Here is an 18,074-nt window from a genome sequence, read left to right as displayed (position 1 = left end):
ATGGCATCAATCGTACATAGAAACGATCGTTTTCTCGTCGTGCATTACGAGTATGATGAAGTATCCGGAAAGCGCAAGCAAAAATGGGAAACGTATCGAACCCTGGCTGATGCAAAGCGCCGTAAGGCAGAGATCGAGCATCGTCAGGAGCTCGGCGTTATGAACGTTCCCACCTGCAAAACGGTGGCCGATCTGCTTAAAGAGTATGTCTCCCTTTACGGGACAACTACATGGTCGCTATCGGTCTATTCCTCAAACACGCGTTTGATACGGAATTACATTAATCCAGTCATCGGTAAGATGAATTTGTGCGAAATATCGCCACACATTCTCGAGAAATATTATCAGAAACTCCTGAAAACCCCCGCTGTTTCCCATGTCACCCAGAAGCGCGGGGCAAAGGCTTCCGGTTTTGTTCAGCCGGCGACAGTCCGCAAAGTCCACAGTTTGCTGCGGAGTGCCTTCACTCAAGCTGTCAAGTGGGAGCTTATGGAGAAAAATCCAGCTCTTCATGCCACTGTTCCTAAGGCTGTACCCCAAAAACGTGAAGTCTGGGACTCTGAGACAATTTTTCTTGCACTCGATGTTTGTGATGATGCTCGTCTTAAGCTGGCTATCAACCTTTCTTTCGCGTGCAGTATGCGAATCGGCGAAATTCTCGGCTTGACCTGGGACTGCGTCGATATTTCTCCGCAAAGCATCGCAGACGGAACAGCGTCTATCATGATTGAAAAAGAGCTCCAGCGTGTCGACAAGACGGCCATGAAGTCCCTCGAGCAAAAGGACGTCCTCTTCATCTTCCCTCAGAGCTCGAAGCGCAACAAAACCATGCTCGTCTTGAAAAAGCCCAAGACGGAATCTAGCATTCGCAAAGTTTTTATCCCGAAAACTGTTGCGCGCCAGCTTGAATCATGGAAGCGCGAGCAGGAACGCACCAAGGAGGCGCTCGGTGACGAGTACGCTGACCACAACTTGGTCTTGGCCCATGGTCTGGGCAGCCCGGTGGAGCAGTCGCGGATTACTGCGATGTTCCAAGCATTAATTAAGAAAAACGACCTGCCAAAAGTTGTTTTCCACTCGCTTCGCCATTCCAGCATCACTTACAAATTGCAGCTGACTGGCGGTGACATCAAATCCGTCCAAGGTGACTCCGGTCACGCGCAAGCCCAGATGGTGACAGATCAGTACGCCCATGTCATGGACGAGAACCGCAAAAATAACGCCGAGCTGTTCGAGCAGATTTTTTACCGCGGCAAAATCCCTGATTCGCAAGAAGCACCCCCTGCTGTCAGCCCCACTTCTCCTTCCGATATCGATCCGTCGCTTTTGAAAAAAATCTCCGAAGACCCCGACCTGCTCAAGATTCTGAGCGCGCTTGCCGACAATCTTGGCTAACCCTCCCCTATCTAAGAGAGCACCCGTGATCAAGTGCTCTCTTTTCATTTGCGTGGAATTATGATATATTATATAGTATCCTTTGCTTGATTTATGATGTGAAGAACAGTGCTGTATTTCATGTAAAAACGTCTAATATTGGCGCGCGAAAAAAATACGCATCTTCCCCCGTATTAGAAAACGTCTAATAAACGTCCAATTTGCCTGTATCTTCCATGAACCGTGGTGAACATACAGCGACTCTACATCACGGAAATTCACTCATCGACCCACTCCCATGAACTCGGGTGAACACGGGCGAAACCGGCGGGGGGCTTCTCCTAAGCGTGGGGTCGGAGGTTCAAATCCTCTCTGGGACGCCAGCTAACAACGCCGAAAGCCTTTGTTTTCAAGGGTTTTCGGCTTTTCTTATATAAAAAGCTACGAAAAAGCTCTTTCACTGTATGAGATAAAATTCTACTCCAAAATTTGATTTTTGACAACCCCTCCAGAATCGAACGGTTGTTATAAGACAAAATCGCCAGCTAATTTTTAGCAGAAAACGGGCTGTTCTTGCTAATGAAAATGCCCTTCCTGCTAATCAGACCAAAAATCGTGCTAAAAAACCTGCTAATCAAAAAAGGCGGATGTTTTCAGTATCACGCTGTTATGGCAGATAAAATTGAATATGGTTGTATACATAGAGCGTCTATTTGCCCCGCATCGGGGATAGATAGGCGCTCTTTTTTGTCCAAAACCATGGGCAAATACAAGAGATTGGAGGTGTTTTATTTGAGCAAGCCTGTTTATGCCGCAGACAAGCCGAGCGATTGCCATTACTGCTACTTCTGGACGAATGGCAGAAAGGGTTGCCGTCTGGGTAGAAATCATTGCTACTACTTAATCTCTTTGCCACCGAAACCCAAGTCGGAATGTGATGGCTGTCCCTATGGGCGAGATCACCCGTGCATTGGTTGGTGTACGAAGAAGGTTATGCGTGAAGTGGGGCTTCGTTGATATGGATGCGTATGAACAGGAATACCGCTTCTGCTATTTTGCCCGATGTCCTTACGAAAAGACGGATACGACTTTCCGCAGCATTCCGCCGACAACAGAAAGTGTTCCGCAGAAAGAAGGTGGTGAAACCGTGTGAGTTTCGATTATTTTTACGGTCAGCAAGGCGTGGATTTACTTCCCACCGTCCATGAGGGCACAACCGTCCGGGCGATGGAGAAGAAAGGCATCCGCACCGAAAAGGGCGAGTTCAACCGCTGGATCAAGGCAACCAATGCCGTTATCCGAGACATCAAGAAGAAAATCGCTCTCCTGTTTGATTGGATTGCCGAAGCAAAAGCAGAGCTTGCCAAGCCGCAGGCACCCGACCTTGTTTCTCCGCTGAACGCCTATTACACCCAGCGCAAAGCCGGGGCGTATTCCCAGAAAGGTAAAATCAGCAACCTAAAGATACCTTCAATTACCTGCGGGAGAATGGCATTTATTCCCTTGAAGATTTGGAACACCGTGTCAGCGAACACAGTGCTGCCACAGAGAGCTTGAAGGTTGGACGCTGATGAATGGATTGATTTTCCTTGCGGTTTAGAGTACAATAAAATTGTCGAAATTACTCAAAACAGTTCAAGGAATAACACCTATTACGAATTACGATACCACACAGGAGACTTCTTTCATGCTTAAACAAGGCCTTTACGAGCAAGTGGTGAATACCGAAATCAAAGATGAGCTGCGTCAGCTGCCGGAAGGCAGCAAGCATATCGAGAAAATCGATGCTGCCGAGTCCTCCTCTGTCTTAACGCAGTACCTGTCCGAAGTCGTTCACAAAGGTCTTGACCGCATTGCGGGTGACGATATTTCTGCGCAGCTAAATCTGGTCAACAAAATTGTTGATCTGATTTCGCAGGAGACAGCGCAGGACGACCTGCGCGATTTTACTGTGGACGATGAGGGCGAGCAGTTATTCGCATTGCTGTCCCGCGATGATCCTATGATGCGCATCGGCCAGAAAAAAGCAAAGGACCTCCCTCGCCCCGAAACATCGATTGCGCAAAGCAGCTTATTTACCGGAGCAGTTCATGAGCCGCAGATGTTTTCCGAGCTGAAGAAAGAAATCGCCTCCGCAGACCGCATTGATATGCTGGTTTCGTTTGTCAAATGGAGCGGTCTTCGTTTAATCATCGATGATCTTCAGCATTTTGCGGAACGCAGCGGCAGGCTCCGCGTTATTACGACAACATATATGGGCGCAACGGATGTGAAAGCGGTGGAGGCGCTTCGCAAGCTCCCCAACACAGAAATCCGTGTATCTTACGATACCGAGCGTACCAGACTTCATGCAAAGGCGTATATGTTCTATCGTGAAACCGGCTTTACTACGGCGTATGTCGGTTCTTCCAACCTCTCCAATCCGGCTATGTCCAGCGGACTGGAATGGAATGTTAAGCTGACAACCAAGGATATGCTGCCAACCATTCAGAAGATGGAAGCAACCTTCGATAGTTATTGGAACACCGCCAGTTTTGAAGTCTATGAGGACGGGTGCAGGGAAAGACTGGAGCGTGCACTGTCAACAAACGGAAATGCCAATCCGACAAGCGAGATGCAGTTCGTTTTCGATATTCAACCCTACCCATACCAGCAGGAGATTTTGGATCGCCTGCAGGCAGAGCGCGAGGTTCGCGGCTATTACCGCAATCTTGTCGTTGCAGCAACCGGCACCGGAAAAACCTTAATCTCTGCCTTTGATTACCGACGGTTCTGCAAAGCCTTCTCCGGTTCGAAGCCCCGTTTGCTGTTTGTCGTTCATCGAGAGGAAATTCTGAAACAGAGCCGAAGTGCCTTCCGCGCTGTATTAAAGGACCCCAATTTCGGAGAGCTTTTTGTGGGCAGCTTCAAGCCGGGCAGTCTGGAGCATCTATTTATTTCAGTGCAGACATTAGCTTCTCAGAAGCTGTATGACTTTCTCCCGGAGGACTATTACGATTTCATCATTGTGGACGAGTTCCATCATGCAGCAGCACCTACCTATCAAGGACTGCTGAACCACTTCAAGCCGAAAATTTTATTGGGTCTGACCGCAACGCCGGAACGTATGGATGGAAAAAACGTTCTGGATTACTTTAATGGCCGTATTGCATCTGAAATTCGACTGCCGGAGGCAATCGAGCGCAAGCTGCTCTGCCCGTTCCAATACTTCGGCGTTTCCGATGATGTCGACCTATCCAATATTCGCTGGACGCGCGGCGGTTATGATAAAGCTGAACTTAACAACGTGTTTTCTCTGAACCGTGCTGTCGCCGAAAAGCGCGCCGGCCATATTGTCAATTCTCTCTACCGGTATGTAACCGACATCAATAAGGTTCGCGGTCTTGGGTTTTGCGTCTCTGTCGAGCATGCTAAATTCATGGAAGCGTACTTTCTATCAAAGGGTATTCCCTGCATGTCGCTTACCGCTAATTCCAGCGATAAGGAACGAAATGAAGCCAGACAGCGTCTGGTCTCCGGTGAAATCCGCTTTATCTTTGTTGTAGATTTGTATAACGAGGGCGTTGATATTCCCGAAATTGACACCATCCTCTTTCTGCGCCCTACCGAGTCGCTCACGATTTTCTTACAGCAGCTTGGCCGCGGTCTGCGTCTCTCGGAAGGAAAAGACTGCCTGACCGTTTTGGACTTTATCGGTCAGGCAAACAAGAAATACAATTTTGAAGAAAAGTTTGCTGCACTGCTCTCTCACAGCAATCACAGCATGCAGTACGAGGTGAAAAAGGGCTTTGTATCACTGCCGAAGGGCTGCTATATCCAGCTGGAAAAGAAGGCTTCCGAAGTCATTCTGGCGAATATTCGCCGCTCCTTCGGTGACCGTGCCGGTCTGATTGCGCGTATCGAAACCTTCACACAGGACAGCGGCCTTCCCCTTTCCTTGAAGAATTTCATCGGCTACTATCACCTCGACCCGCGGTCGATCTACGGTAAATTCTCCTTCTCCCGTCTCTGTGCAGATGCAGGCGTCCGCGATGATTTTATCGAGCCTGCCGAAAGCATTCTGACAAAGGCGTTCAGCAAGCTGGTTGCCGTGGATTCCCGGCGCTGGATTAAGTTCCTGACGGATATTCTTCCGCGCTTCTCCTGTGAACTTGCGGCTTCGCTTTCCGATTTTGAAAAGCGCATGCTGCAAATGTTCTACATCACCGTATTTCAGGAGGCGGCAGACTGGCGTTTCCATACTACGCAAGCCAACATGCAGCTGCTCGCGGACAGCCCGATTATGATGCACGAACTGTATGAGCTTCTGGCGCTCAATCTGGAACGTATTGACTTTATCGATCAGCCTGTCCCGCTTGGCTTTGATTGTCCGCTGGACCTGCATTGCACCTATACCAGAGATCAAATTCTGATTGCAATGGACTATATGACGCCGAAAAATGTGCGGGAGGGTGTCAAATGGCTGCCGGACAAGCAGGTCGATGTGTTCTTTATCACGCTCAACAAGGCAGACAAGGACTACTCACCGACTACCATGTACAACGACTATTCGATCAACGAAAGCCTGTTCCATTGGCAAAGTCAGAGCACGACCTCCGATACAGCAAGCACCGGTCAGCGTTATATCAACCACCGGCAGCGCGGCAGCAAGGTCGTTCTCTTTGTGCGGGAGTTCAAGCAGGACAGCATTGGCGCTGCACCGTATACCTGTCTTGGAACGGCAGTCTATGTGAAGCACACCGGCAGCAAGCCAATGAATATTACATGGCATCTGGACCAGCCGATTCCGGCGAAGTATCTTCGCAAGACGAACAAGCTGGTAGTCGGATAAGGAAGGCATTTTATGAAACCAATTCGAGTCGCCGCCGCAGTTATTCGCGATGGTGAAAAAATCTTCGCCACCATGCGCGGCTATGGTGACTTTAAGGGGCTGTGGGAGTTCCCCGGCGGAAAAATCGAGCCCGGTGAAACGCCGCAGGAAGCCTTAAAAAGAGAAATCCGGGAGGAACTTGCTTCTGAAATTGCGGTTGGTGAATTGATTGATACCGTTGAATTTGATTATCCGACCTTTCACCTTTCAATGGATTGCTTCTGGTGTCAGCTGATTCGCGGTAATCTTGAACTGTTAGAGGCCGCCGAAGCGCGATGGCTGACCAAGGAAACACTGAAAAGCGTGGAGTGGCTGCCGGCTGATTTAGCGCTGGTTGATAAAATTGAGAAAGCGCTCACTTTGCTGCCATCATGAACTGTAATGCAAGGCGGTGCAGCCATCATCTGCGAAGCCTTTCCGGTATTCAAAAAAACGGATATGCGAAAAATAATCGTCTTGCCGAAACTTGTTGACAGCGAAACCGGTTAGAGGTATATTGGTTTACACAGAAACCAGACACAAACCGGTATTATGAATACCGAACTGATGCATTTATTCGTTAATCAGACAGCAAATCACATGAATGTTGCAAGAGGAGCATTACTTTGACCCATCTTTTCGCCCTGTCCGCAGCGGCCGCCGATATTATGAATATTTCGCTTCGTTCCCGCCTGTCCGCCGCGCGGCTGACGTATATCGACAGCCTGCACGGCGCCTCCCGTCAGCAGAGCTTCACCGCTTCCCTGCTGTTGGATGAGGCAATCCGCCTTTGCTGTCCGTCCGTGCCGCGCCCGCTCGACATTGCCGCGAACGAGAACGGCAAGCCGTATCTGACCGCCGCGCCGGATGTCCATTTCAGCCTGTCGCATTCCGCTGCATGGGCAGTCTGTGCGGTGAGCGACCACCCGGTCGGCGTGGACATTCAGCAGTGCCGCTCCTTCAAGCCCAATATTGCCGACCGCTTCTTCCACCCTGATGAGGTACGGTACCTGTCCTCGCTCTCTCCTGCCGAGCGCGAAAACGCGTTTTACACACTGTGGGCGCTCAAGGAAAGCTACGTCAAGGCCGACGGCCGCGGTCTGCGGCTGCTGCGGCAGTTCTGCGTAGATATTGCCTGTCAGCCGCCGGCAATCACCGTCGGCACACCCGGCTCCCTCTTTGTGCCGGATTTCCCCGATCCCGCCTACAGGCTCGGCGTATGTGTGCAGAAAAAAAACGAGAAATCGCCCACTCTAACCGTTTTACCGCAGCTTTTCATCCCATAAAACGCAAAAAGAACCGATACCATAAGGTATCGGTTCTTTGAGGCTGTCGCGAAACTACAGTTTCGCCGACAAGCAGGAACGGACCGTGGGCCGTTCCAAAGTCGTCCGAAAGTTCCTATACAGAAACTTTCTCCCTCCAGAAGTTCAAAAAGGGTGATACATGCTCCCCCTTTTTGAGCATTTGCAGAGCAAATGCTATTTCATGCGCGCTGCCGCGCGAAATGCTGAAAAATGCTGACTATACGACTTTTTCGACAGACTGAAAGAACCGATACCATAAGGTATCGGTTCTTTCTGTTTATTCAGACTCTTTCGCCTTGCGGACCGCTGTTGCCAACTGATCCGAGCAGCTTGTGCCGCGTCCGCTACACGAAATGCCCTTGAAGTAGCCTTCAATCTGCTCCACGGTCATGCCCTCGACCACGCGGCTGATTGCCTGCAGATTGCCGTTGCAGCCGCCCTTGAAGGATACGTTGTGCACGATATCACCGTCCAGATCGAACGAGATATTCATCGGACATACGCCGTGCGGCTTGTAGTCAAAATGCTGCATGTCTTTCCTTGTCCTCCCTAACTGATCAGAGCAAAGTGCGGATATGCGCCGCTGCCTGCTCGAATGTGCTTACCTCAGTGTAGGACAGCTCACCGACCGGTTTCGGCTTGTCCGTCCAGTTGAGCCACACGCCGTCAATGCCGACGTCGAGCGCGCCCTGAATATCGTGCGTGAAATTGTCGCCAACCATGACGGTCTCCTCCGGCAGACAGCGGCATTTGTGCATCGCCAGCCAGAAGATCGCCGAACCCGGCTTATCCACACCGGCTTCCTCACTCGTAACAAGGCAGTCCACCTTGTCGGCAATGCCGAGGTACTCCAGCTTTTCCATCTGGATATCCGCCAGCATGTTGGTGCAGATGGCCACCTTAACGCCCGCCGCACGCAGCTCATCCAAAAACTCAGCCACGCCCGGACGCAAGGTCATCTTGGCGAACACCGCATCCCAGTACACGCGGAATGCCTCGCGCGAATAGCGAACGGCGTTCAGGCCCATGCGCTCGAGTGCGCCCTGTGCAAACAGCACACGGTCATGCGTGGGCGGCATGGCAGGCTGCTGCCGTGCCAGACGCTTGCGGTTGACGCGGAATGCGTCCGCGAACCCCTTGCCTTTGTCTCCAAACGTGCTGATGGCCCACTCCTCCAGCTTTTCGTAGGCGTAGGCGTCCCCGGCCTGAAAGCTGGTGTATAACGTGTCATCCAGATCGAAAAAAACTGCTTTTAATCCCATAAAATCCTCACAAAAGTTTTTCGTTATAGACTGCGCGGCTGCCGCCTACAAACTTCGGACGGCGGCGTGCGCACAGCAGAACGGCTTCGCCGATCTTCTTGGTCTCAATGCGCAGCGGTACGACCACCGGCTTGATGTGCATGCCAATCAGCGTTCCGCCGATGTCCATGCCCGCAGAGGCGCTCTGCTTGAGCGACTCAACCGCCACCGGATCATCAAAGCGTTTGTACGCGGTCGTGCCGAACGAACCGCCTGCCTTGGGCTGCGGAACGACGTTGACCTCCTCCAGACCGAACTGCTCTGCCACAGCACGCTCCACGATCAGCGCACGATTGAGATGCTCACAGCACTGTGCCGCCAGCTCCACGCCGTGCTCATGCAGTACGCTGTGAATGCCCTCGAATACCGCTTCGGCTACCTCTACACTGGAATGCGTGCCGATCTTCTCGCCCAGAATCTCACTTGACGAGCAGCCGACCACAAACAGGTCGCCGATCTTCAGCTTGGCTGCCTCGCAAACCTGCTCTGCCGCCTTCGCACTTTGTTCTCTGATTTCAGAAAGCTCCATTTTTCATGCCTCCTTTTTATTTATATAGTATAACACAAGTTTGAGAACTTGTTAAGACCCCAGAACATAGCATGACAATGGAGAATGCAATCCTTATAGCTTTGTTATATTGCAGGGCGGGGTGCCCGGCAACATTTCGTTTCATTCATTTTCTATTCTCCATTCTCAATTTTCAATTTACAGGGTGATCTTATGAACAAAAATCCACAGACCAAGGAGAGTATTCCTGCCGGTCTGCTTTCGCTTGCGATGGCCTTTGTGCCGACGCAGGAATTTGATACGCCGTATGATCCGGTGCTGGCCTTCTCGCGCGGCACGATCTTTCCGGCACTCGACAAGCCGTTTCTCGGAGAGGAGGCCGTGCCGCAATGACCGACAAGGCTAAGCTGCTCGGGCGCGTGCGCATGTACGATTTCGCGCTCGTTGAGGTGATCGAGTACCTCGACGGCCATCCGGACAACGCTGCCGCACTCAAATATTACAACGAAATGCGCACGGCGTTTGACAAGGCCGCCGCTGAGTACGAGGATGCATTCGGTCCGCTGACCGCCCGCGAAGTGGATACCTGCAGCGGACATTGGACGTGGATCGACGATCCGTGGCCGTGGGAAGGAGCTGAGGACTGATGTGGTCATACGATAAGCGATTGCAGTTTCCGGTAAAGATCAAGAATCCGAATCCGCAGACCGCCAAAATTGTTATCTCTCAGCTTGGCGGCCCGGACGGCGAGCTGGGTGCGTCCATGCGCTACCTCAACCAGCGGTATGCCATGCCGTATAAGGAATGCAAGGGCATTTTGACGGACATCGGCACGGAAGAGCTTGCCCACATGGAGATGATCTCCGCCATCGTGTACCAGCTGACGCGCAATCTCACGCCCGAGCAGATCAAGGAGGGCGGCTTTGACGCCTACTTTGTCGATCACACGACCGGCATTTACCCGCAGTCGGCCTCCGGTGTGCCGTGGAGCGCCGCAACGTTCCAGTCCAAAGGAGACCCGATCACTGATCTGTTTGAGGATATGGCAGCGGAGCAAAAAGCCAGAACAACCTACGACAACCTTCTCCGCCTGATCGACGACCCGGATGTTCGCGAGCCGCTCAAATTCCTGCGGGAACGGGAAGTCGTGCATTTCCAGCGGTTCGGAGATGCGCTGCGCGTTGTGCAGGATAATCTGGATGCCAAGAATTACTACGCCTACAACCCGTCCATCGACATCCGGCCCAAAGAGAAATAACGCATTTGCAAGGAGATGGTCCCTGACCGTCTCCTTTTTTGTGCAAATACTGCATCAATCCGGGGCACTGTGCAAAACAAATTTGAACACTTTACCGTGTAAAGTGTCTTTTCTTTTCCGTGTATTTCTGCTATAATGCTATTAAGTAGCGCATATTATATATTTGCCTGATCACTATCGGACAGGCCTTCGCATAAATTTCAGTAAGTAGGGGAACAAGCATGAAAGAACAGAAATTGGTCATCACCGGTATGGGCGCTGTTACGCCGATCGGTATTGGTGTGGACGCATACTGGTCCGCACTGGTGGAGGGACAATGCGGTGTAGGAAAAATTACCCGCTTTGATGCATCCGAGCTGCCCGTGCAGATCGCGGCAGAGCTGAAGGACTTCGATCCCGCTGCCTACATGCCGAAAACGCTGGCCCGCACGATGGACCCGTTCATGCAGTTTGCCTTTGTTGCGGCCGAGGAGGCTCTCAAGGACAGTGAGCTGTCCATCGAGAGCGAAAGCGACCGTATCGGCATCGTCATGGGCACTGCAATGGACGGCGTTACCACCGTTGCACAGACGCAGGCGGCGTTCGACGCAGGCAAGCGCGTCGGCCCTCGCTTTGTGCCGATGACCATCGGCAACATCGCTGCTGCCCAGATCTCGATTGCACACGGCATTCACGGCCCGAGTCTGACGCTCAACACGGCATGCTCGGCAGGCGGCGATGCCATCATGACCGCAGCGATGCTGCTCCGCTCCGGCGAGGCAGACGCGGTTCTGGCAGTCGGCGGCGAAAGCATTCTGTGCCCGATCGTGGTTTCCGGTCTGTCGCAGGCCAAGGCGCTTTCCCGCCGAAACGACGACCCCGAGCAGGCGTGCCGCCCGTTCGACCTTGACCGCGACGGCTTCGTTATCGGTGAAGGCGGCGGCGCTCTCCTGATCGAGACCGAGGAGCATGCACTCGCCCGCGGCGCAAAAATCCACGCCGTACTCGCCGGTTACGCGAACACCTCGGATGCACACCACGTTACTGCGCCCTGCCCGGACGGCGAAGGCGCTTCCCGCTGCATGAAGCTGGCGCTCAAGAAGGCTGGCATGCAGCCGTCCGACATTGGCTATATCAACGCGCACGGCACGTCCACGCCGCTCGGCGACAAAGCCGAAACGCTGGCGGTCAAGACCGTGTTCGGCGGCCGCGAAAGCGCACCGCCGATGAGCTCCACCAAGTCCGCGACCGGCCACCTCATGGGCGCCGGCGGCCTGACCGAAGCCATCGCCTGCATCAAGGCCATCGAGGAAGGCGTTCTGCCGCCCACCCTGCACCTGGCAAAGCCCGATCCGGAATGCGATCTGGATTATGTGCCGAATACCGCGCGCAAGGCGGAAATCAACGCTGCAATGAGCAATTCGCTCGGCTTCGGCGGACAGAATTCCAGCCTGATTGTTGCTCGGTACGAGAAACAGTGAGGCGGTAGGAGTGAGAAGCTTGTGCAGCAATTCTCCTCCTGTCAAACAATAAACAAACAGGGACATCGGCATGCAGCCTGTGTCCCTGTAAGATTTTTCTTCTTGCAATTCCATGATTGTGTGGTATTATAATATTCGTTAAGTAGTTTTTAACTCTACATACAACCCATTTCCTGAGGTAATTACGAATTGCTAATTCCCCATACAAATTATTACGAGGTGATCCCTTGAGTCACGAATACACCTATGATATTTCCATGTTCCGCGACACATTTGAAACCCGTTTCACCTATCTGAACGGTTTTCTTCGCAATGTTTCGCGTTTCGGCAGCCGACCGGCACTCTTTGACCCGCGTTCCGGCCGCCGCTGGACCTACCGCGAACTGAACGCCGAAGCCAACCGTCTGGCGCATGCGCTGCGCGCGGACGGCGTCGGCAAGAACGACGTTGTCATGTTCACCCTGCTCAACTCGCCGGAGTTTGTTTTCTGTTATCTGGCGGCGCACAAGATTGGTGCGATCGCGTGTCCGGTCAACTACCGGCAGGGCGCAGGCGAGATTGCACTCGTCATTGATGACAGCACGCCCAAGGCTTTCATCTATGACGCCGAGTTCGGCGAGCTGTCCGGCGGTGCGCTCGACCTGTGCGAGAGCAAGCCTGCCATCAAGATCGTTGTCGGCGCAGACGATGCCGCACCTGCCGGTCAGGTGCGCTATGCGGATTACGTTGCCGATCAGCCGGAGAACGACCCGCCGATCGACTTCGACCCGCACATCTACGACGAGACCACCCGTCTGTACACCTCCGGCACAACCAACCGTCCGAAGGGCGTGCCGATCAACAATATCAACGAGGTGCTTTCCGCGCATGACGTTATGATGCACTTCCCTCTCGGTCCGACCGACCGCACGATGAACATGACCCCGTGGTTCCACCGCGGCGGCATCCACTCCGGCGGCCCGTGCCCGACCCTCTATGCGGGCGGCGAAGTTGTCATTCTGCGCGATTTTGCACCGAAGCGCTGCCTGGAATATGCCGCTAAGTACAACATCTCGTTCCTGATCGGTGTACCGACCATCATCGCCATGCTCGCCCGCACGCAGGAGCGCACCCCGCACGACCTGTCCGCGCTGCGCGGCATTGTCACCATGGGCGCGCCGTTTGAAAAGAGCGCATGTGAGAAGTATATGAAGCTGCTCACGCCGAACATTTTCAACGGATACGGCACAACGGAATCCTTCTGGAACACATTTCTGCGCCCGTTCGACCTGCCGGATAACGCAGGCTCGGCCGGTCGCTCGTGTACGGACGACGAGGTTCGCATCGTAAAGCTGCGCGAGGACGGCTCCCATTCCGAGCCGGACGACATGGTTCCGCACGACAACGTGGCCGAGGGCGAGATCATCATCTCCTCTCCGGCAAAGAGCGCATTTTGTTACTATAATAACCCGGAAATGACCGAGCAGAAGTTCTACAAGGGCTTTCTGTACACCGGCGACGTCGGCACATGGGACGAGAACGAGTTCGTCACCGTGCGCGGCCGCAAGGACGATATGATCGTTTCCGCAGGCGAAAACATCTATCCGCCGCAGATTGAGGCCGTACTGAACGACCATCCCAAGGTCGCAGAGAGCGCTGTTATCGGTGCGCCGGACAAGCTGCGCGGCGAAGTTGTTGCGGCATATGTTGTGCCGAGCGATCCCTCCCTCACCGTTGAGGAGCTGAAGGAGTACTGCACGAACAGTCCCATGCTGTCCTCGTACAAGTGGCCGCGCATCTACAACATCGTTGATTCCCTGCCGCACACTGCGACCGGCAAAATCATGCACCGCGCCCTGCGCAAGCAAAAATAACCCAGACAGCACAAAAGGAGAATGGATTCGTTCCATTCTCCTTTTTACATCTACAACACGTTTACAGCAATCCTTGCAGCGACAGTGCAGCCGCCAGCGCCAGCAAAATGGCGATCAGCGTTTTCAGCACGCGCAGGAATCGTTCTCTTGTGACAAACCGCCGCCAGCCGGTCGGCTTCGGGTCGGGCGGCAGCATTTCGTCCGACGCCGGCTCATGGTCGATGAGCGGCACGTTGCAGTCACTGCATTTCCGGACATTCTCGACGTATTCCGCGCCGCATTTCGGGCACCAAGGCATAATTCGTTACTCCTTCCAGATGAAAATCGGCAGCGGCGGATCATTTTTGCGGTTCATCCACTCACAGCCGAGCACGGTATAGGTTCGGTCGTCCAGTTCCCGCAAGTGAGCCAGAATCGCGTCGCGCTCCTCATAGCCATTTTCCTTGCCGTAATAGAGCGCAAGCGCCATCAATCCGCCTTTTTTGAGCAGCTTCAGTCCCGCATCAACAGCAGGCAGTGAAGTCTCTGCGGTGGTGAATTTTGTCGGGTCTCCGCCGGGCAGACGGCCGAAATTGAACACGATGCAGTCCACGGTCTCCGGTTCGGCGTAGTGCGCCATGTTAGCGTGGCTGTCGAGGTACACCTCGGCGCTGAGGTGCTCCTTCGCCAGCAGCTCACGGGTCTGCCGAACGGCATCCTCCTGCACATCAAAGGCAAGCACACGGCCGATTTCGCCTGTCAGACGGCACAGCAGCGCTGTGTCTCTGCCCTTGCCCGCAGTCGCATCAATACAAAAATCGCCTTCCCGAACCTGCCGCCGGAGCACATCATGTACAACCGAAAGTGTGTTCATGCTCTGCCCTCCTCAAAAGCGGCTGCCGCCGAGCGCACGCGCGATTTCGTCCCGCGCAGCCATGAGCGGCGCACGCAGCTCTGCCACGCGCTGGTCGGTCATGCGGCTGACCGGCGCGGACAGCGAAATCGCGTAGGACGCGCGGCCGCGGTAGTCCGGAATGGCGGCTGCAATACAGCGTACGCCAAGCTCGTTCTCCTCATTGTCGAGCGCATAACCAAGCTGACGCACCTTGTCGATCTCGCGGAAGAATGCGTCCTCATCGACGATGGTGTGCTCGGTCCACGCGTGCACATCGCTGTGCTGCCACACGTCGCGCACCTCTGCGATGCTCCATGTGGCAAGAATTGCCTTTCCGACACCCGTACAGTACAGCGGCAGGCGCATGCCGATGCGCGAGAACATGCGGATGGCAGACGAGCCATTATCCACTTTATGGATGTACACAATGTCCTTGTCGTCGCGCATGACAAGGTGAACCGTCTCATCCGTGCACTGCTCGAGCCGTTCAAGCGACGCGCGTGCTCTCTCAACAATATCCAGATTATCCACAATATAGCTGCTCAACTCGCACAGGCGCATACCGGCGCGGTAGACGCTGGTTTCCGCGTCGCGCTGCACATAGCCGCGCGCGCACATGCTGGCCAGCAGACGGTGAACCGTGCTTTTGTGCAGGCCGGTTTCCGCAGACAGACTGCCGATGCTCATGCCGTTGCGGCTGCGGCACAGAGTTTCCAGCAAATCGAATGCGCGGTCGAGCGATTGAACGGTCGATTGCTCCGCCATGAAAACGCTTCCCTTCGTTCCGTATTATAAAACACACCTCCATTATACAGCAAAGCTGCACAAAAAACAAGGGATTATTTTGGTGTGGTCGCCAAATTTGGATTGGTCACTTGCGAAGCGAACGGAATTTGCGCTGACACCGCGCGGGCGCAACACAAGGCGAATTGCCCGTCGGGCAAGAGAGCATTCCCTGTGGGATAACAGTGCCGCGCAGCTTTTTAACACGTTATACCGCCTGTCACCTGCGAATGAATCTGCTGATAAACACCATCTTGCAGGAATCGAAATTTCTCCTTTTACAAAACAAAACCACAGTCAAAACGACTGTGGTCTGCATAAAATTCAGCAATTAAACATTGAAACGGAACAGAACAACATCGCCGTCCTGCATCACATACTCCTTGCCCTCGGAGCGAACCAGACCCTTTTCGCGGGCAGCAGCCAGCGAGCCAAGCTCGATGAGGTCCTTATAGTTGATAACCTCAGCGCGAATGAAGCCGCGCTCGAAGTCGGTGTGAATCTTGCCGGCAGCCTGCGGCGCCTTTGTGCCCTTCTCGATGGTCCACGCGCGGACCTCCTGCTCACCGGCGGTAAGGTAGCTCATCAGGCCGAGTAGGTCGTAGCAGACCTTGATCAGACGGTCCAGACCGGACTCATGCAGGCCGAGTTCGGACAGGAACATCTCCTTCTCCTCTGCGTCCATGCCGGCGATATCCTCCTCCAGCTTTGCGCAGATCGGCAGAACCATCGCGCCTTCTGCGTCTGCGATGGCCTGTACCGCCTTGAGGCGCTCGTTCTCGGTGTCGTTGCCGGTAAAGCCTTCCTCATCCATGTTTGCCGCGTAGATGACCTTCTTCGCGGACAGCAGGTCGCTCTCGCCGATCACGCGGTCAATGTCCTCGTCCTCGCCAAAGCCCTCGAAGGTGCGGGCGGTCTTGCCCTCCTCCAGATGCGCCTTCAGGCTCTCGAGGATCTCTACGTCACGGAGCAGCTTCTTGTCTGCCTTCGCAGCCTTGCGGGTGCGGTCGAGACGGCGCTCGAGGTGTTCGATGTCCGCAAGGATCAGCTCGAGGTTGATGGTCTCGATGTCACGGGCCGGATCGACCGAGCCTTCAACGTGCACGATGTTCTCGTTGTCGAAGCAGCGGACAACGTGAACGATGGCGTCAACCTCGCGGATGTGGGACAGGAACTTGTTGCCCAGACCCTCACCCTTGCTTGCGCCGCGCACCAGACCGGCAATGTCAACGAACTCGACCACCGCAGGCGTGGTCTTCTTTGCGTGATAGAGATCGGTCAGCGGCTGCAGACGCTCATCCGGTACAGCGACCATGCCGACGTTCGGGTCGATGGTGCAGAACGGATAGTTTGCGCTTTCCGCGCCCGCCTGCGTAATTGCGTTGAACAAGGTAGACTTGCCGACGTTTGGCAGTCCGACGATGCCGAGTTTCATAATGTAATTCCTCCAACTTTATAAGGGGATTTTCTGCTCCCCGTTTTCTGCATAAAAATAGTATACCGCTTTCGCTGGAATTTTGCAATGTTTTGCGCTATACTAAAGATACCAATTTGTCTGCAAGAGGTGAAAAGCCATGCCTTCTTATGTCACTTACCATATTTTTGCGGCTACCGTACAGCGCGTAACCAGCGATTCGGTCGCCCATATCGCGTCCTCCTATCCGGCGGCCTACCGATGGGGCTCGCAGGGAGCGGACCCGCTGGCGCTCTATCACGCGCCGTTCCCATCCGCCCTGCGCAGACTGGCGAATCGCGTCTGCACCGAACCGCCCGCGCCGCTGTTCGAGTCACTGTGCAAAGCCGCCGTCGCGTCGCACAACACGGCTGCGCTCGCGTATGTATTCGGATTCTGCACGCACTATGCACTCAGCCGCGTAACCTATTCGTTTGTTTCCGCACAGGCGGACAGGCTGTCGCAGTTCATGCCGGGCTACTCTGCCGAGGCACGCCGCCATTTAGTCGAGAGCGACATCGACGGTGTGATGATCGCGGATTTTGTCTCGGACACGCCCGCCGAGTATGAGGCGTACCGTCAGCTGGAGCCGGATGCGCCCGAGTCTCCTCTCGCGGCGAAAATTCTGGCGCAGGCCCTGCGGGAGACGTACGGCGTGCACATCACGCCTGCCGCCGTCTACCACTCGATGAACGATATGCGCCGCATGCACCATCTCGCGCATCAGGGTGCCTCTGCACTCAGCCGTCTGCAGCGGTTCGAGCACCTGATCGGCAAATCCGGTTTTGCGTCCTCGCTTATCCGTCCGACAGAGCCGCTCTCGGCGGACTGCACCAATCAGGAGCACCGTCCGTGGACATCCCGCACCGGCGAGCGAACGGATTCGTTCTACGATCTGTTTGATGCCGCCGTGCCGCTGGCGGTCTCGCTGCAGCGTGCCGCTCTCGACCGCTATTATCAGCAGAAGCCGCTCGATCCGCGCTTTTTCCCCACGGATTTTACGGGCACACCCATCAAAAAATAAAAATTTGATAACTTAGCGACAGGTTTCGTA

18 protein-coding genes and 1 pseudogene are annotated in these 18,074 nt (G+C 54.2%); 12 read left to right on the top strand and 7 right to left on the bottom strand.

Annotation, left to right across the window (positions count from 1 at the left end):
• From PGS25_RS10850 to PGS25_RS10825, 6 genes and pseudogenes are all read left to right on the top strand, one after another.
• Complete coding sequence (locus tag PGS25_RS10850; protein ID WP_270418662.1) at positions 1 to 1,395, top strand: tyrosine-type recombinase/integrase; 1,395 nt, start codon at positions 1 to 3, stop codon at positions 1,393 to 1,395.
• Positions 1,396 to 2,323: 928 nt separating this feature from the next.
• On the top strand, positions 2,324 to 2,527 hold the full coding sequence (locus PGS25_RS10845; RefSeq protein ID WP_270418660.1) for a hypothetical protein: 204 nt from the start codon (positions 2,324 to 2,326) through the stop codon (positions 2,525 to 2,527).
• Between the two features lie 14 nt (positions 2,528 to 2,541).
• Positions 2,542 to 2,933 (top strand): annotated as a pseudogene (locus PGS25_RS10840) (MobQ family relaxase); the annotation flags it as partial.
• A gap of 128 nt (positions 2,934 to 3,061) precedes the next feature.
• Entirely contained in the window at positions 3,062 to 6,205 is a 3,144-nt protein-coding gene (locus PGS25_RS10835; RefSeq protein WP_270418658.1) for a DUF3427 domain-containing protein, read from the top strand.
• Positions 6,206 to 6,217: 12 nt separating this feature from the next.
• Positions 6,218 to 6,619, top strand: coding sequence for a (deoxy)nucleoside triphosphate pyrophosphohydrolase (locus PGS25_RS10830; RefSeq protein ID WP_270418656.1), 402 nt, complete (start codon positions 6,218 to 6,220; stop codon positions 6,617 to 6,619).
• A gap of 230 nt (positions 6,620 to 6,849) precedes the next feature.
• On the top strand, positions 6,850 to 7,509 hold the full coding sequence (locus PGS25_RS10825) for a 4'-phosphopantetheinyl transferase family protein (protein ID WP_270418654.1): 660 nt from the start codon (positions 6,850 to 6,852) through the stop codon (positions 7,507 to 7,509).
• Positions 7,510 to 7,807: 298 nt separating this feature from the next.
• Here PGS25_RS10825 and PGS25_RS10820 read toward each other — a convergent pair whose 3' ends face one another.
• From PGS25_RS10820 to PGS25_RS10810, 3 genes are read right to left on the bottom strand one after another with little or no spacing between them, the layout of a single operon-like run.
• The gene (locus tag PGS25_RS10820; RefSeq protein WP_270418653.1) at positions 7,808 to 8,062 is read right to left on the bottom strand and encodes a TIGR03905 family TSCPD domain-containing protein; all 255 of its coding nucleotides are present in this window, start codon (positions 8,060 to 8,062) and stop codon (positions 7,808 to 7,810) included.
• Between the two features lie 25 nt (positions 8,063 to 8,087).
• The gene (locus tag PGS25_RS10815) at positions 8,088 to 8,792 is read right to left on the bottom strand and encodes an HAD family hydrolase (protein ID WP_117751308.1); all 705 of its coding nucleotides are present in this window, start codon (positions 8,790 to 8,792) and stop codon (positions 8,088 to 8,090) included.
• A gap of 7 nt (positions 8,793 to 8,799) precedes the next feature.
• The gene (locus tag PGS25_RS10810) at positions 8,800 to 9,360 is read right to left on the bottom strand and encodes a TIGR01440 family protein (RefSeq protein WP_117491574.1); all 561 of its coding nucleotides are present in this window, start codon (positions 9,358 to 9,360) and stop codon (positions 8,800 to 8,802) included.
• 192 nt (positions 9,361 to 9,552) lie between these two features.
• Between PGS25_RS10810 and PGS25_RS10805 the strand changes: the two genes are divergently transcribed.
• The 5 genes from PGS25_RS10805 (at position 9,553) to PGS25_RS10785 (ending at position 13,910) form a co-directional block, all read left to right on the top strand.
• Positions 9,553 to 9,732, top strand: a complete 180-nt coding sequence (locus PGS25_RS10805) for a spore coat associated protein CotJA (protein ID WP_118360178.1) — start codon at positions 9,553 to 9,555, stop codon at positions 9,730 to 9,732.
• Positions 9,729 to 9,986, top strand: coding sequence for a spore coat protein CotJB (locus tag PGS25_RS10800; RefSeq protein WP_118285050.1), 258 nt, complete (start codon positions 9,729 to 9,731; stop codon positions 9,984 to 9,986). The genes PGS25_RS10805 and PGS25_RS10800 overlap by 4 nt, the downstream gene beginning before the upstream one ends.
• A complete protein-coding gene (locus PGS25_RS10795; RefSeq protein ID WP_118647282.1) occupies positions 9,986 to 10,597 on the top strand; it encodes a manganese catalase family protein in 612 nt (203 codons plus the stop codon). Before PGS25_RS10800 ends, PGS25_RS10795 begins: the two co-directional genes overlap by 1 nt.
• A 221-nt stretch (positions 10,598 to 10,818) precedes the next feature.
• The gene (fabF, locus tag PGS25_RS10790; protein ID WP_270418652.1) at positions 10,819 to 12,057 is read left to right on the top strand and encodes a beta-ketoacyl-ACP synthase II; all 1,239 of its coding nucleotides are present in this window, start codon (positions 10,819 to 10,821) and stop codon (positions 12,055 to 12,057) included.
• 227 nt (positions 12,058 to 12,284) lie between these two features.
• Positions 12,285 to 13,910: a class I adenylate-forming enzyme family protein gene (locus tag PGS25_RS10785; RefSeq protein WP_270418651.1), complete on the top strand. Its 1,626-nt coding sequence runs from the start codon at positions 12,285 to 12,287 to the stop codon at positions 13,908 to 13,910.
• A gap of 61 nt (positions 13,911 to 13,971) precedes the next feature.
• On the opposite strand, the gene PGS25_RS10780 is transcribed toward PGS25_RS10785, so the two are convergent.
• The 4 genes from PGS25_RS10780 to ychF all read right to left on the bottom strand — a co-directional run bounded on the left by PGS25_RS10780 (position 13,972) and on the right by ychF (position 17,002).
• On the bottom strand, positions 13,972 to 14,208 hold the full coding sequence (locus PGS25_RS10780; RefSeq protein WP_270418650.1) for a hypothetical protein: 237 nt from the start codon (positions 14,206 to 14,208) through the stop codon (positions 13,972 to 13,974).
• A 6-nt stretch (positions 14,209 to 14,214) separates the two neighbouring features.
• Entirely contained in the window at positions 14,215 to 14,763 is a 549-nt protein-coding gene (locus PGS25_RS10775) for a tRNA (mnm(5)s(2)U34)-methyltransferase (RefSeq protein WP_117491635.1), read from the bottom strand.
• Positions 14,764 to 14,775: 12 nt separating this feature from the next.
• Positions 14,776 to 15,549 carry an IclR family transcriptional regulator gene (locus tag PGS25_RS10770; RefSeq protein ID WP_270418649.1) on the bottom strand — a complete coding sequence of 258 codons (774 nt, stop codon included), beginning with the start codon at positions 15,547 to 15,549 and terminating at the stop codon, positions 14,776 to 14,778.
• Positions 15,550 to 15,898: 349 nt separating this feature from the next.
• Positions 15,899 to 17,002: a redox-regulated ATPase YchF gene (gene ychF, locus PGS25_RS10765; RefSeq protein ID WP_110437276.1), complete on the bottom strand. Its 1,104-nt coding sequence runs from the start codon at positions 17,000 to 17,002 to the stop codon at positions 15,899 to 15,901.
• A gap of 139 nt (positions 17,003 to 17,141) precedes the next feature.
• On the opposite strand from ychF, the gene PGS25_RS10760 reads away from it, so the two are divergent.
• Positions 17,142 to 18,044 (top strand): hypothetical protein, encoded by a 903-nt coding sequence (locus tag PGS25_RS10760; protein ID WP_116704816.1) that lies wholly within the window; start codon positions 17,142 to 17,144, stop codon positions 18,042 to 18,044.
• Positions 18,045 to 18,074: the final 30 nt, after the last annotated feature.

It is taken from the genome of Butyricicoccus sp. AM78-15b2TA (assembly GCF_027665985.1).
Classification (GTDB): Bacteria; Bacillota; Clostridia; order Oscillospirales; family Butyricicoccaceae; genus Agathobaculum; species Agathobaculum butyriciproducens.
This window is presented reverse-complemented; position numbering and strand designations above follow the sequence as displayed.

Bases quoted from the DNA above. Each gene is read 5' to 3' on its own strand.
- fabF (WP_270418652.1), top strand. From the start codon at position 10,819: ATGAAAGAACAGAAATTGGTCATCACCGGTATGGGCGCTGTTACGCCG.
- PGS25_RS10775 (WP_117491635.1), bottom strand. From the start codon at position 14,763: ATGAACACACTTTCGGTTGTACATGATGTGCTCCGGCGGCAGGTTCGG.
- PGS25_RS10820 (WP_270418653.1), bottom strand. From the start codon at position 8,062: ATGCAGCATTTTGACTACAAGCCGCACGGCGTATGTCCGATGAATATC.
- PGS25_RS10760 (WP_116704816.1), top strand. From the start codon at position 17,142: ATGCCTTCTTATGTCACTTACCATATTTTTGCGGCTACCGTACAGCGC.
- PGS25_RS10800 (WP_118285050.1), top strand. From the start codon at position 9,729: ATGACCGACAAGGCTAAGCTGCTCGGGCGCGTGCGCATGTACGATTTC.
- PGS25_RS10845 (WP_270418660.1), top strand. From the start codon at position 2,324: ATGGGCGAGATCACCCGTGCATTGGTTGGTGTACGAAGAAGGTTATGC.
- PGS25_RS10830 (WP_270418656.1), top strand. From the start codon at position 6,218: ATGAAACCAATTCGAGTCGCCGCCGCAGTTATTCGCGATGGTGAAAAA.
- PGS25_RS10780 (WP_270418650.1), bottom strand. From the start codon at position 14,208: ATGCCTTGGTGCCCGAAATGCGGCGCGGAATACGTCGAGAATGTCCGG.
- PGS25_RS10850 (WP_270418662.1), top strand. From the start codon at position 1: ATGGCATCAATCGTACATAGAAACGATCGTTTTCTCGTCGTGCATTAC.
- PGS25_RS10835 (WP_270418658.1), top strand. From the start codon at position 3,062: ATGCTTAAACAAGGCCTTTACGAGCAAGTGGTGAATACCGAAATCAAA.
- PGS25_RS10805 (WP_118360178.1), top strand. From the start codon at position 9,553: ATGAACAAAAATCCACAGACCAAGGAGAGTATTCCTGCCGGTCTGCTT.
- PGS25_RS10795 (WP_118647282.1), top strand. From the start codon at position 9,986: ATGTGGTCATACGATAAGCGATTGCAGTTTCCGGTAAAGATCAAGAAT.
- PGS25_RS10810 (WP_117491574.1), bottom strand. From the start codon at position 9,360: ATGGAGCTTTCTGAAATCAGAGAACAAAGTGCGAAGGCGGCAGAGCAG.
- ychF (WP_110437276.1), bottom strand. From the start codon at position 17,002: ATGAAACTCGGCATCGTCGGACTGCCAAACGTCGGCAAGTCTACCTTG.
- PGS25_RS10770 (WP_270418649.1), bottom strand. From the start codon at position 15,549: ATGGCGGAGCAATCGACCGTTCAATCGCTCGACCGCGCATTCGATTTG.
- PGS25_RS10815 (WP_117751308.1), bottom strand. From the start codon at position 8,792: ATGGGATTAAAAGCAGTTTTTTTCGATCTGGATGACACGTTATACACC.